The sequence below is a fragment of the Streptomyces sp. TN58 genome (genome assembly GCF_001941845.1).
Lineage (GTDB): Bacteria > Actinomycetota > Actinomycetes > Streptomycetales > Streptomycetaceae > Streptomyces.
In genome coordinates this window covers 3,909,744-3,936,202 of record NZ_CP018870.1, presented here as the reverse complement: position 1 = coordinate 3,936,202, position 26,459 = coordinate 3,909,744, and the positions used below count along the sequence as shown (strand labels likewise).

Annotated in this window: 25 protein-coding genes, 2 tRNA genes and 1 pseudogene; 19 read left to right on the top strand and 9 right to left on the bottom strand. The window is 73.3% G+C overall.

Annotated features, from left to right (window positions below; all coding sequences use genetic code 11):
- The first annotated feature begins 1 nt into the window (after nucleotide 1).
- From BSL84_RS17835 to BSL84_RS17820, 4 genes are all read left to right on the top strand, one after another.
- Complete coding sequence (locus tag BSL84_RS17835) at nucleotides 2-652, top strand: DUF3566 domain-containing protein (protein ID WP_075970724.1); 651 nt, start codon at nucleotides 2-4, stop codon at nucleotides 650-652.
- Nucleotides 653-770: 118 nt separating this feature from the next.
- Nucleotides 771-844: transfer RNA gene (locus tag BSL84_RS17830), tRNA-Ile, on the top strand.
- A 144-nt stretch (nucleotides 845-988) separates the two neighbouring features.
- On the top strand, nucleotides 989-1,123 hold the full coding sequence (locus BSL84_RS37020) for a DLW-39 family protein (RefSeq protein WP_208809277.1): 135 nt from the start codon (nucleotides 989-991) through the stop codon (nucleotides 1,121-1,123).
- Nucleotides 1,124-1,245: 122 nt separating this feature from the next.
- Nucleotides 1,246-2,556, top strand: coding sequence for a hypothetical protein (locus BSL84_RS17820; RefSeq protein ID WP_030032201.1), 1,311 nt, complete (start codon nucleotides 1,246-1,248; stop codon nucleotides 2,554-2,556).
- On the opposite strand, the gene BSL84_RS17815 is transcribed toward BSL84_RS17820, so the two are convergent.
- Both BSL84_RS17815 and BSL84_RS17810 read right to left on the bottom strand, forming a co-directional pair.
- The gene (locus tag BSL84_RS17815; protein WP_075970723.1) at nucleotides 2,543-3,964 is read right to left on the bottom strand and encodes a serine/threonine-protein kinase; all 1,422 of its coding nucleotides are present in this window, start codon (nucleotides 3,962-3,964) and stop codon (nucleotides 2,543-2,545) included. The genes BSL84_RS17820 and BSL84_RS17815 overlap by 14 nt on opposite strands.
- Before the next feature lie 44 nt (nucleotides 3,965-4,008).
- Entirely contained in the window at nucleotides 4,009-4,557 is a 549-nt protein-coding gene (locus BSL84_RS17810) for a helix-turn-helix domain-containing protein (protein ID WP_030028004.1), read from the bottom strand.
- Between the two features lie 162 nt (nucleotides 4,558-4,719).
- On the opposite strand from BSL84_RS17810, the gene BSL84_RS17805 reads away from it, so the two are divergent.
- The 4 genes from BSL84_RS17805 to BSL84_RS17790 all read left to right on the top strand — a co-directional run bounded on the left by BSL84_RS17805 (nucleotide 4,720) and on the right by BSL84_RS17790 (nucleotide 8,146).
- Nucleotides 4,720-4,792 (top strand) — tRNA-Ala (locus tag BSL84_RS17805).
- Nucleotides 4,793-5,185: 393 nt separating this feature from the next.
- Nucleotides 5,186-6,211: a ScbA/BarX family gamma-butyrolactone biosynthesis protein gene (locus tag BSL84_RS17800; RefSeq protein ID WP_030028005.1), complete on the top strand. Its 1,026-nt coding sequence runs from the start codon at nucleotides 5,186-5,188 to the stop codon at nucleotides 6,209-6,211.
- A gap of 42 nt (nucleotides 6,212-6,253) precedes the next feature.
- The gene (locus BSL84_RS17795; RefSeq protein WP_234308267.1) at nucleotides 6,254-6,910 is read left to right on the top strand and encodes an HAD family hydrolase; all 657 of its coding nucleotides are present in this window, start codon (nucleotides 6,254-6,256) and stop codon (nucleotides 6,908-6,910) included.
- A gap of 27 nt (nucleotides 6,911-6,937) precedes the next feature.
- Nucleotides 6,938-8,146, top strand: a complete 1,209-nt coding sequence (locus BSL84_RS17790) for a cytochrome P450 (RefSeq protein ID WP_030028007.1) — start codon at nucleotides 6,938-6,940, stop codon at nucleotides 8,144-8,146.
- 77 nt (nucleotides 8,147-8,223) lie between these two features.
- On the opposite strand, the gene BSL84_RS17785 is transcribed toward BSL84_RS17790, so the two are convergent.
- Complete coding sequence (locus BSL84_RS17785) at nucleotides 8,224-9,735, bottom strand: FAD-dependent monooxygenase (RefSeq protein ID WP_051873143.1); 1,512 nt, start codon at nucleotides 9,733-9,735, stop codon at nucleotides 8,224-8,226.
- A 192-nt stretch (nucleotides 9,736-9,927) separates the two neighbouring features.
- Nucleotides 9,928-11,493: an MFS transporter gene (locus BSL84_RS17780; protein ID WP_030028009.1), complete on the bottom strand. Its 1,566-nt coding sequence runs from the start codon at nucleotides 11,491-11,493 to the stop codon at nucleotides 9,928-9,930.
- Between the two features lie 119 nt (nucleotides 11,494-11,612).
- Between BSL84_RS17780 and BSL84_RS17775 the strand changes: the two genes are divergently transcribed.
- On the top strand, nucleotides 11,613-11,924 hold the full coding sequence (locus tag BSL84_RS17775; RefSeq protein ID WP_030028010.1) for an ArsR/SmtB family transcription factor: 312 nt from the start codon (nucleotides 11,613-11,615) through the stop codon (nucleotides 11,922-11,924).
- A 220-nt stretch (nucleotides 11,925-12,144) separates the two neighbouring features.
- Nucleotides 12,145-13,314, top strand: a complete 1,170-nt coding sequence (locus BSL84_RS17770; RefSeq protein WP_075970722.1) for an NAD(P)/FAD-dependent oxidoreductase — start codon at nucleotides 12,145-12,147, stop codon at nucleotides 13,312-13,314.
- On the opposite strand, the gene BSL84_RS17765 is transcribed toward BSL84_RS17770, so the two are convergent.
- Nucleotides 13,311-14,777: an NB-ARC domain-containing protein gene (locus BSL84_RS17765; protein ID WP_075970721.1), complete on the bottom strand. Its 1,467-nt coding sequence runs from the start codon at nucleotides 14,775-14,777 to the stop codon at nucleotides 13,311-13,313. The two genes, BSL84_RS17770 and BSL84_RS17765, sit on opposite strands and share 4 nt — an antisense overlap.
- Nucleotides 14,778-14,948: 171 nt before the next feature.
- Between BSL84_RS17765 and BSL84_RS17760 the strand changes: the two genes are divergently transcribed.
- A complete protein-coding gene (locus BSL84_RS17760; RefSeq protein ID WP_075970720.1) occupies nucleotides 14,949-18,242 on the top strand; it encodes an AfsR/SARP family transcriptional regulator in 3,294 nt (1,097 codons plus the stop codon).
- Between the two features lie 153 nt (nucleotides 18,243-18,395).
- On the opposite strand, the gene BSL84_RS36140 is transcribed toward BSL84_RS17760, so the two are convergent.
- Both BSL84_RS36140 and BSL84_RS17755 read right to left on the bottom strand, forming a co-directional pair.
- Nucleotides 18,396-18,557 carry a hypothetical protein gene (locus BSL84_RS36140; RefSeq protein WP_158879720.1) on the bottom strand — a complete coding sequence of 54 codons (162 nt, stop codon included), beginning with the start codon at nucleotides 18,555-18,557 and terminating at the stop codon, nucleotides 18,396-18,398.
- Between the two features lie 88 nt (nucleotides 18,558-18,645).
- A complete protein-coding gene (locus BSL84_RS17755) occupies nucleotides 18,646-19,551 on the bottom strand; it encodes a hypothetical protein (RefSeq protein WP_075970719.1) in 906 nt (301 codons plus the stop codon).
- A gap of 186 nt (nucleotides 19,552-19,737) precedes the next feature.
- On the opposite strand from BSL84_RS17755, the gene BSL84_RS17750 reads away from it, so the two are divergent.
- Nucleotides 19,738-20,262, top strand: a complete 525-nt coding sequence (locus BSL84_RS17750; protein WP_075970718.1) for a LysM peptidoglycan-binding domain-containing protein — start codon at nucleotides 19,738-19,740, stop codon at nucleotides 20,260-20,262.
- A 98-nt stretch (nucleotides 20,263-20,360) separates the two neighbouring features.
- Here BSL84_RS17750 and BSL84_RS17745 read toward each other — a convergent pair whose 3' ends face one another.
- A complete protein-coding gene (locus BSL84_RS17745) occupies nucleotides 20,361-21,086 on the bottom strand; it encodes a DUF5324 family protein (protein WP_107484817.1) in 726 nt (241 codons plus the stop codon).
- A gap of 148 nt (nucleotides 21,087-21,234) precedes the next feature.
- On the opposite strand from BSL84_RS17745, the gene BSL84_RS17740 reads away from it, so the two are divergent.
- Nucleotides 21,235-21,762 (top strand): peptidylprolyl isomerase, encoded by a 528-nt coding sequence (locus BSL84_RS17740; RefSeq protein WP_030031170.1) that lies wholly within the window; start codon nucleotides 21,235-21,237, stop codon nucleotides 21,760-21,762.
- 138 nt (nucleotides 21,763-21,900) lie between these two features.
- Nucleotides 21,901-22,776, top strand: coding sequence for a rhomboid family intramembrane serine protease (locus BSL84_RS17735; protein WP_030031169.1), 876 nt, complete (start codon nucleotides 21,901-21,903; stop codon nucleotides 22,774-22,776).
- 115 nt (nucleotides 22,777-22,891) lie between these two features.
- On the opposite strand, the gene crgA is transcribed toward BSL84_RS17735, so the two are convergent.
- On the bottom strand, nucleotides 22,892-23,146 hold the full coding sequence (gene crgA, locus BSL84_RS17730) for a cell division protein CrgA (RefSeq protein WP_030031168.1): 255 nt from the start codon (nucleotides 23,144-23,146) through the stop codon (nucleotides 22,892-22,894).
- Between the two features lie 91 nt (nucleotides 23,147-23,237).
- Here crgA and BSL84_RS17725 point away from each other — a divergent pair, with 91 nt between their 5' ends.
- The 5 genes and pseudogenes from BSL84_RS17725 to BSL84_RS17710 form a co-directional block, all read left to right on the top strand.
- Complete coding sequence (locus tag BSL84_RS17725) at nucleotides 23,238-24,011, top strand: DUF881 domain-containing protein (protein ID WP_030031167.1); 774 nt, start codon at nucleotides 23,238-23,240, stop codon at nucleotides 24,009-24,011.
- On the top strand, nucleotides 23,983-24,735 hold the full coding sequence (locus tag BSL84_RS17720; protein WP_079273232.1) for a class E sortase: 753 nt from the start codon (nucleotides 23,983-23,985) through the stop codon (nucleotides 24,733-24,735). Before BSL84_RS17725 ends, BSL84_RS17720 begins: the two co-directional genes overlap by 29 nt.
- Nucleotides 24,736-24,824: 89 nt before the next feature.
- On the top strand, nucleotides 24,825-25,001 hold the full coding sequence (locus BSL84_RS36550) for a hypothetical protein (protein WP_030011120.1): 177 nt from the start codon (nucleotides 24,825-24,827) through the stop codon (nucleotides 24,999-25,001).
- Nucleotides 24,998-25,636: an aminodeoxychorismate/anthranilate synthase component II gene (locus BSL84_RS17715; protein WP_030028125.1), complete on the top strand. Its 639-nt coding sequence runs from the start codon at nucleotides 24,998-25,000 to the stop codon at nucleotides 25,634-25,636. Before BSL84_RS36550 ends, BSL84_RS17715 begins: the two co-directional genes overlap by 4 nt.
- Nucleotides 25,637-25,785: 149 nt before the next feature.
- Nucleotides 25,786-26,454: pseudogene (locus BSL84_RS17710) on the top strand (class E sortase); the annotation flags it as partial.
- Nucleotides 26,455-26,459 lie beyond the last annotated feature (5 nt).

Here is a 26,459-nt window from a genome sequence, read left to right as displayed (position 1 = left end):
CGTGAGTGGAGCCACGGGCGCCGGACCGGCCAAGACTGGAGCGAACGGTGCCCGTGGCCCCGCCGCGGACTCCCAGGGGGGAACCGTGACGGACACCCGAGGACCGAAGGCGCCGGAGGAGACCGGGGCCGAGGCCCCCGCGGCCGCGGCCGGCGACAAGCCGGCGCAGCCGTACCAGCCGCCGCAGGCCTACGCGGCGCCCGCCGGCCCGGGCGCGCCGCGCTCGGGCGGTGCGCCCGCCCCGCAGCGCAAGCCGCGTACGCCGGTCCGTACGACCCCCAGGACGCGCAAGGCGCGGCTGCGGGTGGCCAAGGCCGACCCGTGGTCGGTGATGAAGGTCAGCTTCCTGCTGTCGATCGCGCTGGGCATCTGCACGATCGTGGCGGCGGCGGTGCTGTGGATGGTCATGGACGCCATGGGTGTCTTCTCGACCGTGGGCAGCACCATCAGCGAGGCGACCGGGTCGAACGAGAGCAACGGCTTCGACCTGCAGGCGTTCATGTCGCTGCCGCGCGTGCTGATCTTCACGTCGGTGATCGCGGTGATCGACGTGGTGCTGGCGACGGCGCTGGCGACGCTGGGCGCGTTCATCTACAACCTGTCGGCGGGCTTCGTCGGCGGCGTCGAGCTCACCCTCGCCGAGGACGAGTAGGCCTTCCGGCGGAGTGCCCGCGAGGGGTCGGATGACCTGCGCAGACGCCCCCCGGGAACGGATTTTGGCCTGACCGGGTCTGTGCGCTAATCTTCAGGAGTCAGCGCGCAGCGCGGATGGGGCTATAGCTCAGTTGGTTAGAGCGCATCCCTGATAAGGATGAGGCCACAGGTTCAAATCCTGTTAGCCCCACAGTGTCGAAGACCCCCAGGCCAAGGCCTGGGGGTCTTCGTCGTTGGGCCAGTTGGTGGGTTGCCAGGTCACCGATCGGTATCGGTCGGTGTGTATTGTTGGGCGCCAGAAGTCCCCTACGTCAACGAAAGACGAGGTCGCGCGGTGAAGAAGCTGCTCCTGGTCGCACTGGCCGCCATCGGCGGGCTCCTCGTGTACCGCCAGATCCAGGCGGACCGCGCCGAGCAGGACCTGTGGACGGAGGCAACCGACTCCGTGCCCTCTGGTTCCGGTGTGTGAGACCGAAGGCTGAGTTCATGAAGCCCCGGCTGCCGCTGCGGCCGGGGCTTTGTGCTGTTCTGTGACGAAAACTTGCGATTTGCAAAGATTTGGCTTGCGGTAGCAAATTCGGGGTGTGTGTGATGGGTCGGGTACGGACGACGGTGTGGGCGGCGGCCCTCGGCATGGCGCTGGCGGGCGTGCCCGCTGCGGCGCAGGCCGAGGGGAGCACGCCGGAGCCCCTGCCGGCCTACCGCGCCGCCGACGGCGCCGAGCGGGTCGAGGGCAAGCCCTCCACGGCGGACGCCCCGCTCGTCGAGGCCGGGAAGACCTACGAGGACACCATCGGGCCCGGGGACCGCGTCTACCGGCTCGTCCTGGAGAAGGACGGCTCCAACGTCTACGTCTCCGCCGTGGTCCGGCCGCCGGCGGGCGCCAAGGTCTCCGGCAGCGACGGCATCGAGGTGGAGCTCATCACCACCGCCGGGCGCTCCTGTCCGTCCGGCACGGGCCGGGCGACCTTCGGCTACGACGCGGTGCCCCTCGCCGCCGCCGGGGTCCGCTGGGGGGCCGAGGACGCCGACTGCGCGCCCGGCGGCGTGTACTACGCGAAGGTCACCCGGACTTCGGCCAAGGACTCGGACCAGAGCCCCTGGCCGCTGGAGCTCAGGGTCCAGCGCGAACCCGGGCGCGGGGCGGGCGTTCCCACCACCGCGCCCAGCGGCCTGCCCACCGGAGCCCCGGCGCTGCCAGGCACGGAGGCGGTGGCCCGCACCGGCGGCACCGGCTTCAACGACGCGCGGGCCGTGGGCGCGGGCGTGTGGCGCGACGAGATGCGGCCCGGGCAGACCCGCTGGTACCGCGTCCCGCTGGACTGGGGGCAGCAACTGGGTGTGGGGGCCGAGCTGTCCGCGGCCCGGGTGACCAAGAAGTTCAGCTCCGCCTCGGGCGGACTTGCCGTGACCGTCTACAACCCGTACCGGGGCCAGGTCGCGGACGAGAACACCTCCTACGACGGGGTGCAGGCGGGGATCACCCTGGACAAGACCCCGCCCGTCGACTACGCGAACCGCTTCTCCGGTGACCGCGACGTCCAGCCGGTGAGCGTGGCGGGCTGGTACTACGTCGCCGTGACGATGGGCGGGAAGGTCGCCGACTTCACCGAGGACGCGGTACCCGTACCGCTGACGCTGCGGCTGGAGGTGGCCGGCACCCCGGCCAAGGCTCCCGCGTACCAGGACGATCCGGCCGCGGGCGGCTTCGCGGTCGGGGCGGACGACCGGGCGGCGGCGCGGGAGGGGCTCACGGCCCCGGAGGCCGCCGAGGCGGCCGGCACCCGCTCGCTGATGCGCGTCGTGGCGGGCGCCGGCTTCGGCACCGGCGGGCTGCTGCTGGCGGTGCTGGGCGGATGGGTGCTGCTCGGGCGGCGGGGGCGCGGCGCTACATCTGCGTGAGCGCCCAGACGCCGACCGCGAGGCACAGCAGCGCCGCGGCGAGCAGGGACGCCACCGCCTTCGGCGGGGGCGGGGCGATGCCGCCGCGCGTACGGACCGCCGCGGAAGCGGGCGCGACGGGAACCGCCGCCGTGGGAGCCCCCGCGGCCACCGGCGCCCCCGAGGTGGCCGGGGCGGACGGCGGGGGCAGGTGGAAGCTGCCCGTCTCGGAGGGCCCGTACGACGGCGTGTGAGACGGCGTGTGAGACGGCGTCTGTGACGGCGTCCGCGAGGTGCCGTTCGGGGTGCCGTTCGGGGTGCCGTTCGGGGTGCCGTACGGGGTGCCGTACGAGGGCGCGGGGGCCGCTGCCGCGGCCTGCTGCGGGACGAGGGGCGCCGTGGCGGAAGCGCCGCGGGGGTCGGTGCGGGTGGGTTCCGCGGCCACCGTCACGGCGGCGGATCCGCCCCGCGTGTTCGCGCCGTGGGCGGGCGGCCGGTCGGCCGCAGATGCCGGCGCGCGTGCCGGATCGGGGGCGGAAGGGGCGGGTCCCGTCGGGCCGTCGGGGCCGAAACCGGGCGGGAGGGGGCCGAGTTGGTCGAACACCTCCACCGGATCCTCGGCCGGGGCGGGCGGGGGCAGCAGTTCCACGGCCCCGGCAAGGGCCTTGCGTGCCCCTGTGGCCGTCCGGAAGCGGCTCTGGGGGTCTGGCTGCAGGAGGTTCGCGATGACGTCCCAGAGCGCGGCGGGGACGCCCTGCGGGGCGTCGGGGGTGCCGTGGGCGAGGAAGTGCTCCGCCAGCGCCTGGGAGTCGGGTTTGGCGCCCTGGAGCAGGTACAGGGCGACCAGTCCCACGGCATAGAGGTCCGCTTGGAAGTCGGGCTCCGCGCCCATGAGTTGCTCGGGGGCGAAATAGCCCGGCGTGCCGACCACGTAGTTCGTCTCGGTCAGCCGGGGCTCGCCCTTGCGCATGGAGATGCCGAAGTCGGACAGCCGCAGGTGCGGCCGCCCGCTTCCGGTGGCCTCCAGCAGGATGTTGGCCGGTTTGATGTCGCGGTGGACCACGCCTTCCGCGTGCACCGCCGCAAGGCCCGACAGGAGCTGGTCGAGCAGGGTGCACACGAACCGGGGCGGCAGGGGGCCGTAGTCCCCGATCACATGGCCGAGGGAGCCGCCGCCGACCAGGTCCATGGTGAAGAGGACCTTGTCGTCGTCGGCCGCCCAGCTGGCGGGAGCCAGTACGTGCGGGTGGTCGATCCGCAGCGCCTGCTCCCGGACGAAGCGCAGGAGCGTGTGGGCGTCGCTCTGCAGGAGCACCTTCGCGGCCACGTACCGGCGACGGCGGTGGTCCCAGGCACGCCATACGGCGCCCGCGCCACCGCGCCCGATCGGATCGATCAGCTCGTACCGGCCGGCGAAGACCTCACCCATCGCTGTGTCCGTCCCCCGTCGTCCGTTGTCCGCCGTCGTGCGTGTCAGTTCTGGTGTGCCTCGTAGTGGGCGACCGCGTCGGCGGTGCGGCCCGCTCCGTACACCCGGAGGAACTCTGCCAGTTCCGGGTGGCTGGGAGCGAGGCTGTTCGCCGCGTCGATGATGTCGCCGGCCGCGGAGACCGAGCGCAACAGCGACTGGATCTCGCGGACCACGCGCTTGACGGTGGGTGCGCCGGAACCGGTGGCGGTCTGGCCGCTGCTGCTGAGGACGGATCCCCCCTGGGTCTTCTTGATCTCGTCCATCCGGTCGGTCGCCTCCGCCGCGCTGACGCTGCCGTCGGCCACCTGCCCGGCGAGGTCCTGGAGGGCCTGGACGCGCTGGACCACGGCAGGGTTGCCGATCTTGGCGCGCTGGCCGCTCATCAGCTGGGACAGCATGGGCGCCGACAGCCCGAGTACGGCAGCGAGACGGGCCTGGTTCAGGCCGAGGTCGTCTATGAGCCGGCGGAAGAGCGCTCCCAGCGGCTCTCCGTACCAGCTGCGCTGAAGCTCTCTGGCTCTGGCCGTGGCCTCTTGCTGCACTGCGTCCACTCTTACTACTCCCCTTCGCTGGTGCGAACCTCGCGAGCATCTTACGGAGAGTGGTCGCAGGGCGGGAGTCCCTATCATTTTGCGAGATGAGGGGGTAAACCCGGTACTCTGTTCTGCGGAACGACCACAACCCGCACGCGGGACCCGTGTGTCCGGTTCCATGGGGCCTTAGCTCAGTTGGTAGAGCGCTGCCTTTGCAAGGCAGATGTCAGGAGTTCGAATCTCCTAGGCTCCACATCAGATGCCCTCCGACCTGCGGAAACGCGGGTCGGAGGGCATTTTTTCATGCCCGCCACGGCTGCGGTCCCGGCCGCGGTCCCGGCCGCGGTATCGGCCGGGGGTGCGGGGTCGTCCGCGGTGCGGCTCCTCGGTGCGGCCGCGGATATGTCGTTGCCGGGTCGGCCGCTGTCCGAAAGTATGGTGGATACACCTATCGGCGGGGACCGGCGCGCGCGGGCAACCCGGTCGCCCTCCCGCGGGGTTGGCCGGGCTGAAGTCTCGCTAAAACGGTGCGTCGGACCGGCGCCGGAGTGGCGTACGCCACGGTGGGAGGACCGTCGATCAAGGTACGGTCGCATGCGTACCTCCGTTTGGAGACGTACCTGCATGCAAGAGGGGGAACTCAGCCATGTCCACGACCCTGGCCACCGAACTCAGCTACGCGAGCACCGTGACGCGGGCCCTTGTGCACCGAGCAGCCGTCTGCGAGGTGTTCCTCACGGACTCGGTCCGGGTGGCCGAGGACGAATACCTCATCGCCGCGCAACTTCCGCGTGTGCACAGCTACTACAGCGACCAGATCACCACTCCCGCCGTCTACGACCCGCTGCTCCTCGTCGAGGTCTTCCGCCAGGCGTCGATCTACGCGGCCCACACCTTCCTCGACGCCGCGATCGACGAGAAGTTCATCTTCAACGGCGGCGAGATGAACGTCACCGACATCACCGCCCTGCACATCGGCGCCCGGCCGGGCCACGTGCGGATCCACGCCCGGCAGGCGGGGCTGAAGCACCGCGACGGCGTCGTCACCGGCAGCACGCTCGACATGGTCCTCACGGTGGACGGCCGTGAGGCCGCGACCATGCGCACCACCTGCCAGTGGATGCCGGGCCGGGCCTGGGACCGGATGCGGGAGAAGGGCCGGGCCTCGCTCGCGCTCGACACCGCCCGGCCGCACCACACGGGCCGCCGCGTGCCCCCGATGGCCGTGGGCCGCGTCTCCCCGCACAACGTCGTGCTGTCCGAGACCGAGGTCCGCGAACACGAGGTGCTCACCCAGGTGGTCGTCGACCAGGCCAACCCGGCCCTCTTCGACCACCCGCTCGACCACATCCCGGGTGCGCTGATCTTCGAGGGCTTCCGCCAGTCGGCGGTGCACGCCGCGCACGAGCTCTTCGGCCTGTCGCCGCAAGGGCTGCTGCTCACCCGGGTGGAGACGGACTTCACCCGCTTCGGCGAGTTCGAGCTGGCCACGGACTGCCTGGTGCGGGTGGTGGAATCGCCGACCCCGGACACGGTGGCGTTCGAGATCACCATGACCCAGGAGGAGCAGATCGCCCGCGCCAGGGTGCACCTCGCGCTGACCAGCCCCATCGGCGGGGCGCTGCTGAACCGGTCCTCCTACGCCACCGCCACCGCCGGCGCGGGCGCCTGAGAGCCCGTGTCCCGTATCCGGGCGACACAAGGAGAGACCGCAGTGCCCCAGCCCATGATCTGGTTCGACTTCGGCGGCGTGCTCTCGCCACCGCTCGACGAGCTCTTCGACTCGTACCACGCCCGCACCGGCATCACGCCGCGTCAGATGAAGACGGCGCTGGCCGCGGTCGCGGCCGAGCTGGGTGTCGAGCCTCTGGCACCCCTCGAACTGGCCCTGCTCACCGAGGCCGAGTGGGGGCGGGCGATGGTCCGCGTCCTGAGGGAGGCCGACCCCGGCATCGACCTGTCCCGCGCGCGCTTCGAGGAGTTCGGCCGGCAGTGGTTCGAGGGGGTCCGCGTCAACCCGGTGATGGCGGCCACGGCCCGGCACGCCAAGGACCACGGCTACCGGGTCGGGATCCTCAGCAACAACGTCGTCGAGTGGGAGCCGTACTGGCGCGCGATCGTCGCGCCCGTCGGCGAGGTCGACTGCATCGTCGACTCCTGCGTGGTGGGCGTCCGCAAGCCCGACCCGGAGATCTTCCGCCGGGCCGAGAAGGAGGCGGGCGTGCCGGCCGCGGAGTGCGTACTGATCGACGACCTCGCCGAGAACTGCGCCGCGGCCCGGTCCGTCGGCTGGCGCGCGGTGCACTTCCGCAACAACGCCCGGACCGTACGCGAGCTGGCGGGCCTCACCGGGCTGCCCGCACTCGTCTGACGCACCCTTCTTCCCCACGGAGCACACATGACCACCACCGCCACGTCCGCGGCCGTCACCGTCACGGACATCCCCCACCTCGACCCCGTCCCGGCCTTCACCGTGCTCGACGAGCGCGGCCCGGGCGGCGTCCCGCTGATCCAGCTGCCGAGCGGCCACAAGGTGGCCCACCTGACCCGCTACGCCGACGTGCACAAGGTGCTGACCGACCCGGCGTCCGGTCGCGCCGAGACCAACGTCGAGGACGGGCCGAGCTTCCTGCCGACCGTGATGCCGAAGGAGCTGCTGCTCAACCTGGACGCCCCGCACCATGCCCGGATCAGGGGCTTCGTCGCCGCGGACTACAGCGCCGCGGGTACCGAGCGGCTGCGCCCGGTGATCGGCGAGGTGGTGGACGAGGGCATCCGGCGACTGCGCTCCAGCGCGTCCCCCGACCTCTTCGCCGACCTCCTCGACACCGTCCCGGTCACCGTCAACGCCCACTTCCTCGGCTTCCCGCTGGAAGACGTGCCGTACTTCCGCCCGTCGTCGCGGATCGTGCAGATCGCCTCGCACGAGGACGTGCCGGACCTGGTCCAGCACTTCTACCGGTTGTACGGGTACGTGGAGGACCTGGTGACGGGGGTCCGGCCGGCGGTGCCCGGAGGCCTGATCGACCGCTTCCGAGCCGACCGGGACCGGGCCGAGCCGCCGCTGGACGACGCCGAGCTCACCGGCATCTTCTTCGGCTCGCTGCTCGGCGGCGACCAGAACGTGGTGTCGGTGCTGACCAAGTCGCTGTACGCGCTGCTGGCGGCGCCCGCGCTGTGGCGCCGGCTCGCCGACGACCCCGCGATCGCCCCGCGTCTCGCGGAGGAGCTGATCCGGCTGATCCCGCTGGGGGCCATCTCCGCGTTCCCCCGGATCGCGGGCCGGGACCTGGAGACCACCGAGGGGGTCGTGGCGCAGGGCACCGTGGTCTACCCGGACGCCTTCGCCGCCAACCGGGATCCCGACGCGTTCCCGGACCCGCTGACCATCGACCCCGACCGTGCGCCGGCCAAGCGGCACCTGCAGTTCGGCTACGGGATGCACCACTGCATGGGCGCCGCGCTCGCCCGTATGGAGATCGTGGCCGTACTGACGCGGCTGGCCCAGGAGTTCCCGGACCTGGCCCTGGCCGTCGACCCGGCCGAGGTGCCCTGGGACAACGGAACGGTGCTGCGGCGGCCGACGGCGCTGCCCGTGCGGTGGTGAACCGGGGCACCGGCTGACGCGGCGGCGCCGGGACGGGGGCGGGCACGGACTTCCGTGCCCGCCCCTCGCCGCACCCGTCAGCGGGGTTCGCCGAACCACTGGCGCAGCGTGTCGGCCAGCGGGCCGCCGTCCGGTGCCCAGGCGACATAGCCGTCGGGCCGTACCAGGACGGCGTCCCACGGCATCGCGACGGCGGTCGTCGCGGTGACCGTGCGCACCACGTGGGCCCAGCGCCCGGCCTGTTCGCGGTGGACCCCGCCGTCCTCGCCGAGCAGGACCAGTACGGGACGGCCCGGGAGCAGCAGCCGGGTCAGATCGGTCGGGCCGTCGTCCGTGGTGAGGGGCAGGTTCGGCAGGAAGCGGCCCTCCCAGCGGGAACCGTGCCCGCCCGCCGGGGGGTACGCCGTCTCCTGGGCGCTGATCATGTGGCCGAGGCGGCCCTTCACCTCGTCCAGGCCGAGCAGTTCGGTGACGAGGTCGCGCAGCGGGTCGAGGCCGGGGTCCGGCCGCATCAGGGCCAGCTGGGCGCGGGTGTTGTCGATGACGCGCTGTCCGGCGGGGCGCCGTTCGGCGTCGTAGGTGTCGAGCAGGTCCTTGCCGGCCGTGCCCGCCAGGGTGTGGGCGAGTTTCCAGGAGAGGTTGAGTGCGTCCTGCAGACCGAGGTTGAGGCCCTGTCCGCCCACGGGGAAGTGCACATGGGCGGCGTCGCCGGCGAGGAACACCCGGCCCTGGCGGTAGTCGCGTACCAGGCGGGCGAAGTCGCTGAAGCGGGAGAAGAAGGCCGGGTCGGCCATCGGCACGTCCTGGCCGAGGATGCGCTCGCCCTCGCGGCGCAGCTCGGCGAGGGTGAGCGGGGAGTGCCGGTCGGGGTGCGGACCGCGGAAGTCGATCGTGATGAACCGGCTGTGCCCGTACGGGTTGACGCCCGCCACCGTCCAGCCGCGCGGGGTGCGGTGCCAGCCGTACGGCACGCGGTCCGGGTCGGTCAGCCGCACCAGGCCGAGCAGGGCGGAGACGGTGGCGGGGTGCGTGTCCTCGGGCCATCCCAGCAGCTCGCGTACGGTGCTGCGGGCGCCGTCCGCGCCGATGGCGTACTCGGCGGTGAAGCGCCGTACGCCGTCGGGTCCTTCGGCGGTCACCTCGACGGAGTCGGGCCCCTGGTGGATGTCGGTCACCCGGTGTCCGCGCAGCACGCTGACGCCCCTGGCGCGGGCCCGCTGCTCGAAGTCCCGCTCCAGATCGGCCTGCGAGCGGCCGACGATGGGGCCCGGCTCGGTGGCGGGGGCGGTGATGACGAGTCCCGGCATGCCCGCGAAGTGGAACGCGTCGGCGGTACTGCGCCGCAGCCGGTCCTCGGTCGCGGCGTGCGCGGGCAGATGACCGCGCCGGGCGAGGCCCTGCACGGTGCGGGCGTGCAGGGTGCCGGCCTTGGGCTGGTCGAGGGTGCGCGGTTCGGCTTCGAGTACGACGGTGGAGACGCCGTAGTGCCCGAGTTCGGCGGCTGCGAGCATGCCGACGGGTCCGCCCCCGACGACCAGGACCTGGGCATGTGCGGGGGCGGGGCGGATGTCGTGGAGGGGACGGTTCATGGGGGCGCGGATCCTTTCCTGGTGCCGCCCCGCCGGGCGGGCACGGTGTGCCGCGTGGAGCGCGGCGGCGGCGCGGGTGAACGCGGGAGGCCCGGCGCCGTGACGGGGGAATCGGGGCGCCGGGCCGGTCTCGTGGGTGTCGTGCGGTGCGGGAGGGGAGCGCGGTGCGCGCTCCCCCCGCTCACCGGACGGTCACGCGGCGCTCTTGGCGGGGCCGCCGCGCAGCAGGGCGGCGACCACGGCGCAGAGCACGACGCAGACCGCGGCGAGTCCCCACAGGACGGTGTGGAAGGCGGAGTCGTAGGACTGGGCGAGGAAGTGGGTGAAGCCCTCGGTGTCCACGGCGCCGGACAGCTCGGTGGCGCGGGCGAAGTCGCCGCCGGCGGCCTGGTCGGCGACCTGGCCGGCGTTCGCGGCGCCGGCGTGGTCGCCGATGCCGTCCTCGATGCGGGTGCCGAGGACGGTCGCGAGGACGGACCCGTACACGGCGACGGCGATGGCCTCGCTGCCGAGGCGCAGGGTGTTGAGGAACCCGGCGGCCATGCCGGCCTTGGCCGGGTCGATCAGTTCCAGCGCCTGGCCGTCGACCAGCCCGGCCGAGAGGCCCATGCCGGCGCCGGTGACGAGCATCGGCAGGGCGACGACGAGGATCGTCACGTCCGGCGAGAAGAGCGTGAGCGCCAGGTCGCCGACGACCAGGCAGGCGAGGCTGACGTAGATGAGGGTGAGCGCGGAGACCCCGCGGGTGACGAGCTTCGCGGCGAGCATCGGGCAGACCAGCACGGGCGCGGTGAGCAGCAGCATGATCAGGCCGGCGGTGCCGGTGTCGCGGCCGGTGGCCGCGGTCAGGTAGCTCGGCAGGTAGGTGAGCATCGTGACGAAGCCGAAGGACGCCGCGACGGGCACCAGGCACAGGCCGACGAAGCGCCGGTTGCGCAGGACGCTCAGGTCCAGCATGGGGTGCTCCCTGCGGTTCTCGACCGCCGCGAAGACCGCGAGGACCACGACGGCGCCCGCGAACAGCCCGAGCACCCCGGTGCTGCCCCAGCCCCACTGGGAGCCCTGCACGATGGCGGTGGTCAGCAGCACCATGGCGACGACGAACAGCGCGCTGCCGGGGACGTCGATGCTCGCACCGCTGCCGCCGTCGGCGGGCATGGCCTTGGCGATGGCGGGCACCGCGAGCAGCACCAGGAGCAGGGCGACGGCGTGCACGGCGAACACCCAGCGCCAGCCGAGGCCTTGGACGAGTACGCCGGCCAGCGACGGGCCGATCGCCACGCCGACGCCCGCGACGGTGCCGAACAGCGCGAACGCCTTGGCGCGTGCGGGGCCGTCGAAGACGGTCGCGATGATCGCCGCGCCGCAGGAGAAGATCGCCGCGCCGCCGATGCCGGCGAGGGCGCGGGCGCCGTCCAGCCAGAGGACGTTGGTGGCGAGGGCGCTGGCGAGCGAGGCCACGGCGTAGACGGCGGCGCCGGCCGCGAAGGCCTTGACCCTGCCGACGATGTCGGCGATGGAGCCCCAGACGAGCGTGAAGCAGGCGAAGGCGACGTTGAAGGCGTTCACCACCCACTGCAGGGGGGCGAGGCCGGCGTCGGTGTCGGCGCCGATGTCGGACAGTGCGACGGCGGTTCCGGAGATCGACATGGGGACGACGAACACCGCGAGGAGCACCGCGGCCAGGGTGACGGTGCGGCCCGGCTGCCCTTCCGCCTGCACAGGTGGCGCGGCCGACGACGTGGTCTGCGTACTCATGGGGGCACAACTCCAGGCTCGGCCCGGCCGGCGGCGCGACCAGGTACGGTTCGAATCGAACCTTAAGCTGACACAGAAGAGAGGTATGATGCAACCCGTACCTCAGGAAGGACCATGCGATGCCCGATGAGGATGGCCACCCCTCGATCGAGGAGATGAGCCTGCCGGCCGTGCTGAGCGCGCTCGCCGACCCGCTGCGCTACGCCGTCGTCTCAGCCCTGCTGAAGGAGCCGGAAGGCACGGCGCGGACCTGCGCGTCCTTCAACCTGCCCGTCTCGAAGTCGACGATCACCCACCACTTCAAGGTCCTGCGCCAGGCGGGCCTGGTGGGGCAGGTGGACCGCGGCAACAGCAGGGCGGCGACCCTGCGCCGGGCGGAACTGGACGAACGCTTCCCCGGCCTGCTGGACCTGATCCGCGCCAACTCCTGACCATCCGGGACGGCTTTGATTGTCCGGGGCCCGGCTCGCTTCCGGGCAATCGGGCGGGGCCGTGCAATGGGCGGAGCCGGCTCAGCGCGGAACCGGACGTGCCCGACGGGACGGGGGCCGTGTGGCCGGCCGCCGATCCGCCTCCCGCCGGCGCACACCCGGCCGTGCCGTCACCGGGCCGTTCCGGTCGGCGCCGGAGCCCGACCTCCCAGGAGCCCCCGTGTCCACGACCGCCCCGACCCGGCCCGTCCGGGCTTCCGGCCGCCCGGCCCGGCGGCCCCCGTCCCGGCCGGGGGCCGGGCTGCCGGCGAGGGTGACGGTCGTGGGCGGCGGGGTGGTCGCCCTGCTCACCGCGGTCGAGTGCGTGCTCGACGGACACCTGGTCACGGTCGTGGGCCGGGGTTCCGTCCCGGACGCCGGTGCCGCCTCCCCGGGCCGGCACCGCGTGCTGCGCGCCCTGCATCCCGCGGACCCGTCCGCGACGCGGGCGGCGCTGCGTGCGCACCACCGCTGGGTCGAGCTGGAAGAGCTGCTCATGACGCGCTTCTACGAGCGGGCCGGAGCGCTCACCGTGCTGCCGCCCGCCGCGGCCGCGGCGGGCGCGGCCCTGGTCGAGAGCGCCGGGGGGACGGCCAGGGAGCTGACCGCGGCCGACCTGTCCCACCGCTACCCGCACCTGCGCCTGGACGGCGGTCTCGGGGCCGTACTGGAGGAGGAGGCCGGCGTCCTGCTCGCCGGGCGCGTCCTCGCCGCCTGCGCCGGCTGGCTGAAGTGGCAGCGCGGCGTCCGACTGGTCGAGCACCGGGCCGTGACCGCCGTCGACGGCGCGAGCGGCACCGTACGCCTGGCCGACGGGCGGGCGGTGCACGGTGACGCGGTGCTCGTGGCGGTGGATCCCCGCTCGCGTGAACTCCTGCCGGAGGGCGTCGCCGAGCGGCTGACCCTCTACCGGCAGTCCCTCCTGCACTGCCGGGTGCCGCCGCACCAGGCACGGGCGTGGGCGGCCACCCCGGCCGTCGCCTTCCCCGGCACCCCGGGCGGAGCCCGGCTGGTCCCGCCGGTGGCCGGTACGGGCCTCAAGCTCAGCTCGGCCGCCGCCCGCCGGGCGGTCGACGAGATCACCGACCACACCACCGACCCGTACTGGCAGCGCAGCCTGGAGAGGGAGTTCGGCGACCTGCTGCCCGGCTTCGGCCCGGCCTGGGTGACCGCGGCCGAGGACTCCTACCACGCGGCCTTCGCGCCGGCCGGCGGCACGGCGCCGGCCGCCCTGGGCGGCGCGGGATACGCGTACGCGGCCGACGGCGGGACGTCCTTCGCGTTCGCGCCGCTCGTCGCGCGCTCACTCGCCGACCGGCTGGCCGGCGTCGGGTCGCCGGGGACCCTTTAGGGGGTGTCGTCGAAGTGGCGTCGGCCGCCCGTGAGGGCGGGAGCGCCGGGGCGGGGTGCGGCGGGCGGGGGCTCCTGGGTGGGGTCCGGCTGGGTCAGGGCGAACGCACGGGCCATCGGCGTCAGACCGTACTGCCCGGGCAGCCCGCCGTGGTCGAGGAGGCCGGCGTCCAGGAGGCGTTCGAGGAGGTCCTCGACCGGTTGGGCGGAGCGCTCGACCAGGGCGGCCAGCGCCTCGGCCGACCCGTACACGACGTCGTCCACCGAGGGCGGGTGCTCCGAGCCGGCGAACTGGCGCAGCATCAGGCGGGCCCACGGCGTCAGCTGCCGGTAGGCGTCGTCGAGGCGGGCGTCCAGGGCGTCGTCACCCACCCGGAGCCGGCCGAGGAAGCGGGCGGGGTCCCGCCGCCGGTCGCCGATCAGGTCCGACACCGCGTGCTGGAGCATCCACTCCGGTCGGGCCGCGATGCGCCGGCCCGCCAGGTTCAGCGCCAGCGGCAGGTCACCGCAGGCGTCGGCGAGTAGCAGGCAGGCCCGCGGTTCGACACCGACCCGGTCGCTGCCCAGCAGCCGGGCCAGCACTTCCATCGACTCGTTCCGCTCCAGGACGGGCACGCGTATCCGGCGTACCCCGTCCAGGCCGAGCAGCCGGGAGCGGCTGGTGATGAGGACGCGGCTCTCGGGCGCGGCCGTCAGCAGGTCCCGTACCTGGTGCTCGTGGCGCACGTTGTCGAGTACGACGAGCAGCCGGCGGCGGTTGAGGAGGGACCGGTAGAGCCCGATGCGCTGACCCGGGTCGGCGGGGACGCGGCCGGCGGGGATGCCCAGCGCCTCCAGGAAGCCGCCCGCGATCCCGGCGGCGTCGCCGTGTCCGCCGGCGGCCGGGTCCAGGTTCGCGTAGAGCTGTCCGTCGGGCAGGTTCGCCGCCAGTTCACGGGCCAGGCGCAGCGCGAAGGCCGACTTGCCGGCACCGATCTGACCGCTGATCACCAGCGGTGCCACCTGGTGCTCTCCGCCGGGGGACCGGTCGGTCAGGGATCGGGCCTGCCGGAGCAGGGCCGACCGTCCCACCAGGGTGTGCGGCTCCATCGGGAGCTGGGCCGGCGGCGGGAGCACGGCGCGCACGTCGGCGGCGCGCAGTTCGTTCTCGTGGTGCGCCTGCACGGCCTTGGCCGGGGGGCGGGGGGCGCCGTCGTCGCCACAGGCGCGCGCCGCCTCGTGCCAGCGCCGCTCCCAGCAGGCACGGTCCCCGCCGCAGGCTTCGGCGAAGGCGAGGGCGACCTGGAGGGTCGGGAGGCGGTATCCGGCCGCCGCCTCGGAGAGGACCGACGCGGAGAACATGGCACGGGTGGCCATCTCGCGGTAGCCGGGGCTGCCCGCCGCGGTCCGCAGCATGCGCAGTTCCCGGGCGAACGCGGTGACGGGTCCGGCGTCGGGGGCCAGTGGCCGCTCCGGTCTTCCCACACTCGTCTCCTTTTCACAACTCGCTTTGTCCGCAGCCTTGTCGGGCCTGTCGTGAACTGTCCGCGCGGGGCTTCCCGATCCGCTACCGGATGCTTACCGCGTGCTGGAGGCACCACCTATGATCCCGTTGACATGGCCCTGGTCAGGGCTGTGCTGACGGGGGGATGTCCGATGGCGGGGGCGGATACGGAGACCTGGGAGAGAAGCACCGGGGGGCGTGAGGGGGACCTTCCGCGCTTCAACGTGCTCGGCTCGCTGGAAGGCTGGGCGGGCGGGGCACGGCTGCGGCTGGGGGGATCGATCCAGGAACGCGTCCTGTGCATGCTGTTGCTCGAATCGGGCCGGGTGGTGCCGGTGGCCCGGCTGGTGGAGGCGACCTGGGAGAAGGACCCGCCCGCGACCGCCGCGCACCAGGTCCGCAAGGCCGTCGCCGACCTGCGCCGGCGCATTCCCGGCGGGACGGCGGTGATCGCCACCGACGGGCCCGGCTACCGGGCCGCGGTGACGGACCGGCAGCTCGATCTGCTGGAGTTCGACGCGCTGTCGAGGGCGGCGGCGCAGGCCCTGCGGGAGGGTGACCGCCCGGCGGCCGCCGAGCGCCTGAGGTCCGCGCTCGCGCTGTGGCGGGGCGCGGTCCTGTCCGGCACGGGCGGGCCGGTGATCGAGGCCGCCGCGACGGCGCTGGAAGAGCGCCGACTGGCCGCGGCCGAGCAGTTCTTCGACCTGTCCCTCGCGCTCGGCGGGAGCGGGGAGCTGGTCTCGGACCTGCGCGCCCTCATCACGCAGCACCCTCTGAGGGAGACGCTGCGGGGGCAGCTGATGCTGGCCCTGTACCGCTCGGGGCGGCAGGCGGAGGCCCTCAAGGAGTACGGGGAGGTCCGCGAGCTGCTCGTCGACGAACTCGGGATCGACCCCGGCCCCGGACTGGCCAGGCTGTACGAGGCGATCCTGCGGGACGGACCGGAGCTGGCGGCCCCGCAGCGGCCGGGCTCCGCGGACGCGGCCCCCGGGGCACCGGATCCCGTACGGGCCGCTCCCCCACCGGCGGGTCCAGAGCCGGAGGCGGGCCCGCCGGTGGGCCCGGCAGGCCCGCCGCGCGGCCACGCGGCCGCCGGGGAACCGGTCTCCGAGCAGCCGCAGACACAGGCCGAGCAGCAGACACAGCCGCCGTCACCGGCGGAGCCGCAGCCGCCGCGTCCGTCGGAGCCGCTGCGTCCGGAGCCCGCACCGGCCGGGGCCGCGCCGGACGACGCCCCCTGCACCCTTCCGTACGACCTCTCCGACTTCACCGGCCGGGCCCGCGAGCTCGGCCGGCTCCTCGACTACGCCCGGGAAGCCTGCCGGGGCGGCGAGAGGTACTCCCGGATCGTCGCCATTGACGGCATGGGCGGCATGGGGAAGACCACCCTCGCCGTGCACGCCGCCCACCGGCTGGCCGCCCGTTACCCCGACGGGCAGCTCCACATCGACCTGCGCGGCTTCACCCCGGGCGGCAGCCCCGTCGCGCCCACCGCCGCGCTCGACGGCCTGCTGCGCACCCTCGGCACACCCGGCGACCGCATTCCGGAGGACCTTGAGGGGCGCACCGCCCTGTGGCGGGCGAAACTGGAAGGCCGGCGGGTGCTGCTGCTGCTCGACAACGCGGTCTCCGCCCCGCAGATCCGGCCGCTGCTGCCGGCCTCGCCGGGCTGCCTCGTCCTGATCACGAGCCGCGGGCGGCTCCTCGACCTCGACGGTGTCGAGTGGGTGTCCATCGGGACGATGGAACCCGGGGACAGCACCAGCCTGATGGCCGAGACGCTGGGCGCGGCCAGGGTGGCCGCCGAGCCGGAGGCCTCCGCCGAACTGGCCGAGCTGTGCGGCCATCTGCCGCTGGCCCTGCGCATCGCGACGGCCCGCCTGCGCAACCGGCCGCGCTGGACGGTGCGTTACCTCGTCGAGCGGCTGCGCGACGAGACGCGCAGGATGGACGAGCTGAGTTCGGGGGAGCGCAGCGTCGCGGCGACTCTGCGGCTGTCGTACCTGGCGATGGACGAGGAGTACCGCACCGCGTTCCGCATCCTCAGCCTGTACCCGTGCGCCGGTACCGACGTGTACTCGGCCGCGGCGCTCCTCGGCACGGCCGTCCGGGACGCCGAGGACGCCCTGGAGTTCCTGCTGGACGTCCACCTCGTACAGCAGCCGGACATCGGGCTCTACACCTTCCACGACCTGGTGCGGACCTTCGCGCAGGGCCTGCGGGGCCCGGCGACGGCCGAGGACGACGCGGCGGCGGTCGAACGGCTCCTCGGCTACTACATGACGACCTCGGACGCGGCCTGCGAGGTGCTCTTCCCGGGCCGTGAGCAGCGGCCCACCGGGATCCCGCCCTACCGGGGCGAGCGGCCGGCCTTCAGGAGCGCCGACGAGGCCGTGGGCTGGTTCGACCGGGAACAGGCCGGGCTGCTCGCGGCGGTGTCCCTCGCCGAGCGGTCCGGCCACGACCGCTACGCGGCCTGCCTGAGCCGCAACGTCGGCTTCCACCTGCACGCGCAGGGCCAGCTCGACGAGTTCTGGAGCGTCGGGCACCTGGCGGTCGCCGCGGCCCGCCGCCTCGACGACCCGGCCCTGCTGGGCATCAGCCTGGCCAATCTGGGAGCCGCCTGCTGGAAACTGGGCCGATTCGAGGAGGGCCTGGACGTGGCCACGCAGGCGCGCGAGACGGCGGTGCGGGCCGGGGACCGGCACACCGAGGCGCACAGCGACTCCACCACCGGGCTGCTGATGTCGATGCTCGGGCGGTACGCGCAGGCCCTGCCGCTGCTGGAGCGGTCGGTCGCGATGGCCCGGGAGCTGGGCAACGCCCGGGCGGAGGCCGAGACACTGAGCACGCTCAGCACGCTGTACGAGCGGTGGGGCCGGTATCCGGAGGCGGCCGCCGCCGCCCGCCGGGCGGTCGGGATCGGCCGCGAACTGGGCTACCGCAGCAACGTGATCGCGGCCCTGACCGACCTCGCCTTCGCCCAGGTCGGCCTGGAGGAGTACACGGATGCGGACGCCACGCTGAAGCGGGCCCGGGACCTGTGCGACGAGACGAGGTCCCCGGGCGACGTCGCCCTGGTGCTCGCACTGTCCGCCCGGGTCGCGCAGGAGCGCGAGGACGGCCTGGCGGCGCGGGCGTTCGCCGAGCGGGCCCTGGTCCTCGGCCGTACGGGCGGGGCCCCGATCCGGCTCGCGAAGGTGGAGAACGTCCTCGGGCGGCTCCACGCGGCATGGGGGGAGCACGGGACGGCGCGGGAACTGCACGCCCACGCCCACCGGATCGCGTCGCCGATGAGCTTCAGGGCCGAGGAGGCGGCGGCGCTGGTGGGCCTCGCCCACGCGGCCGAGGCGCTCGGAGACCCTGCGGCGGCGGCCGGACACCGCGCCGCGGCGGAGGGCTTGTTCGAGGCCATGGGGCTGCCGGAGCACCGCCGGGCCTACTGACCACCGGCCCGGCACGGGCGGCTGCCCCGTACCGCGGATCCGGTACGGGGCACCGCCGGCGTCCGGCGCGGCGCCGGGCCGTGGCGGGCGGCTGACGGGCCGGTCAGGCGACGTCCCGGGCCAGGCGAGGCCCGGGTCAGGCGCCGTGCAGGGTCAGGGGACGGGGCGCGGGGAGGGGGCGCCCGGTCCCTTGTCGTCCGCGCGCACCTCGTAGCCGGAGGGCTGACCGGCGTCCGCCGTCTGCGCCGTCACGGCGGCTCCGGTCACCAGCGCCACCGCGAAGATCCCGATCAGTCCGACCAGCTTGCTGCGCATGTGCTGAACCCCCTGGTGCGTGGTACCCGGTGTGCGGCCCCCGTGTGACGGCTGCCGCTTTCGACAGGACACAGACTGACCCAGTCCCTTACCGGTCCGTTCCCCTCTCGCTACCGGTCGCGGCGGCGGCGCGGGAAGGACGCTCGCGCGGCCGCTCCCGGCCGGGCTCCACGGCCGCGGCGATGCGCGTTCCCCGTGCCCCGACCAGCACGTCCGTCCGCGTGGTGCCGTACTCGTAGCCGACCAGGTCCAGCAGGGCCCGTACGGTCGCGCGGATCCCGGCCCGCTCCGCCTCGGGCAGCGGTGGGGCACTCCCCTCGGGGGTGATCCCCGCGACCAGGTGCATGCCGTCGACGCTGAGGGTCTCGACACGGAACTTCGCACCCGTCAGCAGCTCCTCCACGAGGTAGGGGGCGCTGTGGCGCGCGGCGCGGGCCTGCTCGGCCCACCGGTCCAGGCCGTGCCGGTCGTGCACCGGTACGGTCCGCCAACAGCCGGACGCGTCGGCGGACTTGATGACCACGGGCAGTGGGAAGTCCTCGGCGAGGGCGCGGGCCTCGGCCACGGTCCCCGCCTCCTCGGCGCGGACGGCCGAGGTCCGGCTCTGGTTGAGGACGCGCCGGACGGCGACCGCGTCCGGCAGTCCGCCCGCAGGGCGCGGTCGTTGTCCGGCGAGGTCCCGCAGCACGTCTTCGGCGGCGGCCGCCGCAGCGCTGCCGAGGCCCTGTACGAGATCACTCGCGAGGTACAGGACGTGGCCGATCCCGTGCCGGAGGACGGTGTCGGCCAGCAGGTCCCCCAGCGCGGCGGCGTCGTCGAAGTCCGCCGGCAGGATCCGCTGCGGCGCCAGCCCGGAGGAGTGAAGGGTGTCCGGGGGCGGAGCCGCGCGGTCCGACACCACCCAGACCTCCAGGCCCGCCACGGCCGCGGCGTGCAGGAGCCCCGGCCCGGGCCTGACCAGAACCACGCGCTCGGCGGCCTGTCTGATGATCACGGTCCTTCTCCTCCATCGTGTCCCACGATGCTGGTGCCACGTCTTCCCGGTCCCTTCCCGGCGCGTTCCCGGTGCCCGCGCGTCCCCCGGTCGGCCCCGCCGCTGGGCCGGCCGCCGCCGGGTGGCGGACAGTGGGGAAAGGCACCGACACCCCAGGGGGGACCCTCACGCCGGAGGCGTACAGACATGGGAATCTTCGACTTCCTCAAGTCCGACAAGAAGCAGGCGCAGGAGCAGGTGCAGCAGCGGGCGGCCAAGGGGGCGGACTCCTCCAGGAGCGCCGCGGCCGACGCCGCCTCGGCGACCAGGGCCGCCGCCGAGCGCATGGCGGCCGCCGCGCCGCCCACGCCCGGGCCGGCGCCCGCGACCCCGACGCCCGCCTCCGCGGCGCACAAGGCCGTACCCGCCAAGCCCCGGCCCGCCGCGATGCCGAAGCCCGCGCCGCAGGCCGCCCGGCCGGGGGCGGCGCACACGCCGACGCCCCACTCCGCCGCGCACAAGGCGGTCCCCGCGGCGCCCGTGGCCAGGCCGCAGCCCACCGCGAAGACGCGCACCTACACCGTCCGGCAGGGCGACACCCTCGCCGCGATCGCCCGCCGCGAGTTGGGCGACGAGGCCCGCTGGCGCGAGCTCTACGCCATGAACAGGGGCGTCGTCGGCGCCAACCCCGACCTTGTTCCGCCGGGCGCGGTCCTGAACCTCCCGTCCTGACCTTCCCGCTCCGTCCCGTGACCCCGTACGCGGGGACGCGGGAGGGCCCGGACCCCCCTGGTGCTTCCAGGGGTCCGGGCCCTCCCGCATGCCGGAAGTCAGTGACCGGAGCCCGGCTCCGGTCCGGAGGAACCGGCCTCGCGCTCCTTCTCCGCCAGCTCGTCGTCGAAGTTCGCCGCCGCGGCGTCACGGTCCGACAGCTCGGTCGCCGCCGGCGGCTCGACCAGCCAGTCCGGGTTCGACTGCTGGTCCCACCACCGCCACGCCAGATACGCGCCGGCCGCGAGCAGGCCCACCAGGGCGGCCCCGCGCAGGACCCGGCCGCGGCGCTGTGCCCGCTCGTGCTTGCGGACGAGCTTCTGTACTTCCTTCGCGGTCACCTGGCCGCGCAGCGCCGCCAGCGCCGCGGACGACCGGGCCGCGGCCTCCTCGGCCACGGGCGTGGCGGCCGCGAGGGCGCTCTCGATCTTCGGCTGTGTGTAGTCGGCCGCATGACGGGCCGCCAGACGGGTCTGGTGGACCGCCTTCACCGCGGCCCGGTCTACGGGTGGCGGCACGTGCGCCCGCGCCGCCTTCAGGCGTGGGTGCAGATGGCAGTCGTAGGTCATCCGGGCTTGGCGCGCGGCGCCGGTGGCAGCCTGGGACACCATCGGCGACAGCCGTTCGTTGGCCTCGTGTGCGTAGTGCACCGCAGCGTCCCTGGCGGATTCCGCGTACGGCGCCACCATTTCAGCCGCGTACCGCACGCTCTCCCTGGCGCTCTCGGCTGCCAGGCGCGCGCTGTCCTTGCCGGTCACGGGATCCTCCTCCTCGGTGGCGGACACAGTTCACCTTTCCACCCTTTGTCGGATCATGCCTGCCATAGCGACGACAGGCATGCGTGACAGGGCATACGGGTGGAGGATTTCAGTGCCGCGGAGCCCTCCGTGCGACCATCTGGACCGACAGTGATGACTTATGGAAGGCAGATCCGTGGCCGAGAAGCTCTACGCCACCCTGAAGACCACCCACGGCGACATCGAGATCGAGCTGCTGGAGAACTTCGCTCCGAAGACCGTCCGGAACTTCGTCGAGCTCGCCACGGGCGCCCGCGAGTGGACCCGTCCCACGGACGGCCAGAAGACCACGGACCCGCTCTACGACGGCACCGTCTTCCACCGCGTCATCAGCGGCTTCATGATCCAGGGCGGCGACCCGCTCGGCAACGGCACCGGCGGGCCCGGCTACGCGTTCGCGGACGAGTTCCACCCCGACCTGGCCTTCACCAAGCCGTACCTGCTCGCCATGGCCAACGCCGGCCCGGGCACCAACGGCTCGCAGTTCTTCATCACCGTCGCCCCCACCGCCTGGCTGACGCGCAAGCACACCATCTTCGGCGAGGTCACCGACCCCGCGAGCCGGAAGGTCGTGGACGCCATCGCCGCCAGCGCCACCAACTCGCGCACCGAGCGGCCGCTGGCGGACGTGGTCATCAAGTCCGTCGTCGTCGAGAAGCGCTGACGGACCGCACCACACCACAGCACACCGCACCGCACCGCTCCCCGCTCCGCCCGGGAACCTTTCCGCCCCGTCCGTCCGTACTGGATACGTACCGCACCGGCGGGGCGCACCCCCTGCCGCCGCCGACCGAGGGGACCGATGGACACCGACCGTCTGCCCGGCTGCTACCGCCACCCGGACCGCGACACGGGGATCAGCTGCACGCGCTGCGAGCGCCCCATCTGCCCCGAGTGCATGATCAGTGCGGCGGTGGGCTTCCAGTGCCCCGAGTGCGTCCGCGAGGGCTCCGGGACCGGACACCGGCCCACCGCCAACGCGCCTCGCACCATCGCGGGCGGGGTCGTCGCCGAGGACCCCCACCTGGTCACCAGGATCCTCATCGGGATCAACGTCGCGGTCTTCTTCCTCGGCCTCCTGGCCCCCGCGCTGGTGGTGCGGCTCCAGCTGCTCGGCCAGTACGTCGACTACCTCGGCGGCCCCGTCCACGGCGTCGCCGCCGGCGAGTACGACCGACTGCTGACCTCGGTGTTCCTGCACGTCGAGTGGTGGCACATCATCAGCAACATGATCGCGCTGTGGGTGATCGGCGGCCCGCTGGAAGCTGCCCTCGGCCGGACCCGGTACCTCGCGGTCTACCTGCTCTCGGGCCTGGGCGCGAGCGCTCTGGTCTATCTCCTGACCGCGCCGAACACCCCGACCGTGGGCGCGTCGGGGGCGATCTTCGGGCTGCTCGGCGCGACCGTGGTGCTGGCGCGGCGGCTGCGGTACGAGATGCGGCCGCTGATCATCATGGTCGTGCTGATGCTGGTGCTGACCTTCGTGCCGTTCGGCGGATACCTGCGCGTGTCCTGGCAGGCCCACGTCGGCGGTCTGGTCACCGGCGCGCTGGTCGGGCTGGGCATGCTCGCGCCGACCGCCGCGAAGCATCGCGCACTCGTCCAGTGGGGCACCTGTGCGGTGGTGTTCCTGCTGGCAGCGGGACTGATCATGCTCCGTACGGCGGAACTCACCTGATCACACCGGCGTCAACTCTCCACAGAGTTATCCACAGATCTTCTGTCTTTTCCTCAGGTGTGGATGACGCTGTGGATAACTCATGGGGAGAGCTTCCGTCAGTGACCGGGAGGTGCTACTTCCACTGCGTGGAAACGCCGAATCCCGCCGCGATGAAGCCGAAACCGACCACGATGTTCCAGTTGCCCAGAGCCTCGATCGGCAGCTGGGTCTCGGTCACGTAGAAGACGACGATCCACGCGAGACCGATCAGGAAGAACGCCAGCATGACCGGGGCGACCCAGCTGCGGTTCGTCAGCCGGATGTTCTGCGGCTGCCGCGTGGGCGGCGGCGTGTAGTCGTCCTTCTTGCGGATACGTGACTTCGGCACGAGGGGCTCTCCTGTCGATGCGCTGGGGACCTTGCCTGCCCCGGGCGTCCGTTAGCGTAGTGGACCTGTGGCGTTGAAGGAGAAGGGTACGTTGAGCAATTCAGACGACTCCTCCGCGGGTCCCCGTCGCCGGGCCAGGCCGATCGGGTTGCTGACGGCCGCCGTCTTCGCCCTGGCCGGGCTGCTCTTCGTCACCAGTTTCAACACCTCCAAGGGTACGAACATCCGGACGGACGCCTCCCTCCTCAAGCTGTCGGACCTGATCAAGGAGCGCAGCCAGGACAACGCCGAGCTGGAGGAGAGCACCGCCGCGGCCCGCGGCCGCGTGGACGCCCTCGCCGACCGCGACGACGGCAGCACCGAGGCGCAGGACGCCAGGCTGGCCGCCCTGCGCGCCGCCTCCGGCACCGAGGAGCTCTCCGGCAGGGGCCTGACCGTCACCCTCAACGACGCCCCGCCGAACGCCACCGCCCGCATCCCCAACGTGCCCGAGCCGCAGCCCAACGACCTCGTGATCCACCAGCAGGACCTCCAGGCCGTGGTGAACGCCCTGTGGCAGGGCGGCGCCGAGGGCATCCAGGTCATGGACCAGCGGCTCATCTCCACCAGCGCGGTGCGCTGCGTCGGCAACACCCTGATCCTCCAGGGCCGCGTCTACTCGCCGCCGTACAAGATCTCGGCCGTCGGCGACCCGGCGGCGCTGAAGAAGGCCCTCGCGGCCTCCCCGGCCCTGCAGAACTACCAGCTCTACGTGAACGCCTACGGCCTGGGCTGGAAAGTGGACGAGCACAAGGCGATGACACTTCCCGGCTACTCCGGCACAGTGGACCTCCACCATGCGAAGCCGGTGGCCAACACCCCGTGACCGGGTCCGTCGCGACGTCGTACTGCGCCTGGCGGTACGGACGTTCAGCGAGGTGTGCCTGACCGCCGGAACGCTGATCGTGCTCTTCGTCGCCTACGTCCTGCTGTGGACCGGGGTAGAGGCGGACCGGGCCGCGGACGGGGAGATGGCCCGGCTGCGCGACCGCTGGGCCGCGCAGGCCCCGCCGGCCGCCTCCCCGGACGCCCCGGCTGCCCCGCCGGCCGCGGCCGCCGCCCCGGAGGAGCCGCCCCCCGCCCCCGGCCGGGCCTTCGCCGAGATGTACGTACCGCGCTTCGGCCCGGACTGGGTGCGGCCCGTCCTGGAGGGCACGGACGCCGAGCTGCTGAAGAGGGGCCTGGGCCACTACCCCTCCACCGCCCGCCTCGGAGCCGTCGGTAACTTCTCCGTGGCCGGCCACCGCCGGACCTACGGAGACCCCTTCAAGGACTTCCCGAAGCTGCGCCCCGGCGACGAGGTGGTCCTCAAGGGCGCCGGCACCTGGTACACGTACACGATCCGCGGCGGGCCCCTGCGCACTCTGCCGACCGACGTCGGGGTGGTCGGCCCGGTCCCGCCGAAGTCCCCTTTCACCGCACCGGGCCGGTACCTGACGCTGACCACCTGCGACCCGGAATGGGGGCACAGCCACCGGCTGGTGGTGTGGGCGGAACTGACCGGGACGCGCGCCGCCGGACAGGGCGGGCCGGGGGGTTCGTCCAGGTGACCCCCCGCGCCGGGCCGCTGGCTTTAGTCTGTTGGCGTACCGCCCCCGCGGTGCGGTGAACGAATGTGGACGAAAAGGAATCAGGCGGTATGTACGGCTGGATCTGGCGGCATCTGCCGGGCAACGCGTGGGTGCGCGCGCTGATCTCACTCGTACTGGTCCTCGCCGTGGTCTTCGTGCTGTTCCAGTACGTCTTCCCCTGGGCCGAGCCGCTCCTTCCGTTCAACGACGTGACGGTGGACGAGGGATCGGGAGCCACTCCGTGAGCGCACGCATTCTGGTGGTAGACAACTACGACAGCTTCGTCTTCAACCTGGTCCAGTACCTGTACCAGCTCGGAGCCGAATGCGAGGTGCTGCGCAACGACGAGGTCGCCCTCGCCCACGCGCAGGACGGCTTCGACGGCGTACTGCTCTCCCCCGGCCCGGGCACCCCGGAGGAGGCGGGCGTCTGCGTCGACATGGTCCGGCACTGCGCCGGCACCGGTGTCCCCGTCTTCGGCGTGTGCCTCGGCATGCAGTCGATGGCGGTCGCCTACGGGGGCGTCGTGGGGCGGGCGCCCGAGCTGCTGCACGGCAAGACCTCGCCGGTGGAGCACGAGGGCCTGGGCGTGTTCGAGGGACTGCCCTCGCCGTTCACGGCGACCCGCTACCACTCCCTCGCCGCCGAGCCCGGGACCCTGCCCGACGTCCTGGAGGTCACGGCCAGGACCGAGGACGGGATCATCATGGGCCTGCGCCACCGGGAGCACGACGTCGAGGGCGTGCAGTTCCACCCGGAGTCGGTGCTGACCGAATGGGGCCACCGGATGCTCGCGAACTGGCTGGTGCGCTGCGGTGACGCGGGCGCGGTGGAACGCTCGGTGGGGCTGGCCCCGGTGGTGGGCAAGGCCGTCGCGTGACGACCGTCGCGCCGTCCGCCCCCACGGAGGGCCGGGCCGCGCGACGCAGGGCAGCTCAGGAGGCCGCGAAGCGGGCCGCCAGGAACACCCGGAGGCGGGGCGGGCGGCGTCGCAAGCGGCCGCCGTCCGGCGGCCCGGCGGTCATCGCGAGCCGGCTGGGCGGGGAGCTCTTCATCACGATGGGCCTGGTGATGCTGCTGTTCGTCGCCTACCAGCTCTGGTACACGAACCTGCTGGCCGAGCGGACGGCGAACGGCGCCGCCGGCTCCCTGCTGCAGACCTGGGAACGGCAGCCGGACGGCGGCGCCGCCGCACCGCCCGTGACGGCCTTCGAGCCGGGCCAGGGCTTCGCCATCCTCCACATCCCCAAACTGGACGTGAAGGTCCCCGTCGCCGAGGGCATCAGCAAGCCCAAGGTGCTGGACAAGGGCATGGTCGGGCACTACGGCGAGGGCGCGCTGAAGACCGCCATGCCGGCCGACAAGCAGGGCAACTTCGCGGTGGCCGGACACCGCAACACCCACGGCGAGCCGTTCCGCTACATCAACCGGCTGGTGCCCGGGGATCCCGTCGTGGTCGAGACCCGGGACGCGTACTACACGTACGAGACGACCTCGTCGCTGGCGCAGACCCCGCCGACGAACGTCGGGGTGATCAAGCCCGTTCCGGAGGGCTCCGGGTTCACCGTCCCGGGCCGGTACATCACCCTGACGACCTGCACCCCGGAGTTCACCAGCACCTACCGGATGATCGTATGGGGCAGGATGACCGGTGAACGCCCCCGCAGCCAGGGCCCGCCGCCCGCGCTGACCAGTTAAGGACG

Excerpts from the sequence above, each read along its gene's own strand:
- BSL84_RS17820 (WP_030032201.1), top strand. The coding sequence starts at position 1,246 with ATGGGTCGGGTACGGACGACGGTGTGGGCGGCGGCCCTCGGCATGGCG.
- BSL84_RS17815 (WP_075970723.1), bottom strand. The coding sequence starts at position 3,964 with ATGGGTGAGGTCTTCGCCGGCCGGTACGAGCTGATCGATCCGATCGGG.
- BSL84_RS17800 (WP_030028005.1), top strand. The coding sequence starts at position 5,186 with ATGTCCACGACCCTGGCCACCGAACTCAGCTACGCGAGCACCGTGACG.
- BSL84_RS17790 (WP_030028007.1), top strand. The coding sequence starts at position 6,938 with ATGACCACCACCGCCACGTCCGCGGCCGTCACCGTCACGGACATCCCC.
- BSL84_RS17785 (WP_051873143.1), bottom strand. The coding sequence starts at position 9,735 with ATGAACCGTCCCCTCCACGACATCCGCCCCGCCCCCGCACATGCCCAG.
- BSL84_RS17780 (WP_030028009.1), bottom strand. The coding sequence starts at position 11,493 with ATGAGTACGCAGACCACGTCGTCGGCCGCGCCACCTGTGCAGGCGGAA.
- BSL84_RS17775 (WP_030028010.1), top strand. The coding sequence starts at position 11,613 with ATGCCCGATGAGGATGGCCACCCCTCGATCGAGGAGATGAGCCTGCCG.
- BSL84_RS17760 (WP_075970720.1), top strand. The coding sequence starts at position 14,949 with ATGGCGGGGGCGGATACGGAGACCTGGGAGAGAAGCACCGGGGGGCGT.
- BSL84_RS36140 (WP_158879720.1), bottom strand. The coding sequence starts at position 18,557 with ATGCGCAGCAAGCTGGTCGGACTGATCGGGATCTTCGCGGTGGCGCTG.
- BSL84_RS17750 (WP_075970718.1), top strand. The coding sequence starts at position 19,738 with ATGGGAATCTTCGACTTCCTCAAGTCCGACAAGAAGCAGGCGCAGGAG.
- BSL84_RS17735 (WP_030031169.1), top strand. The coding sequence starts at position 21,901 with ATGGACACCGACCGTCTGCCCGGCTGCTACCGCCACCCGGACCGCGAC.
- BSL84_RS17720 (WP_079273232.1), top strand. The coding sequence starts at position 23,983 with ATGCGAAGCCGGTGGCCAACACCCCGTGACCGGGTCCGTCGCGACGTC.
- BSL84_RS36550 (WP_030011120.1), top strand. The coding sequence starts at position 24,825 with ATGTACGGCTGGATCTGGCGGCATCTGCCGGGCAACGCGTGGGTGCGC.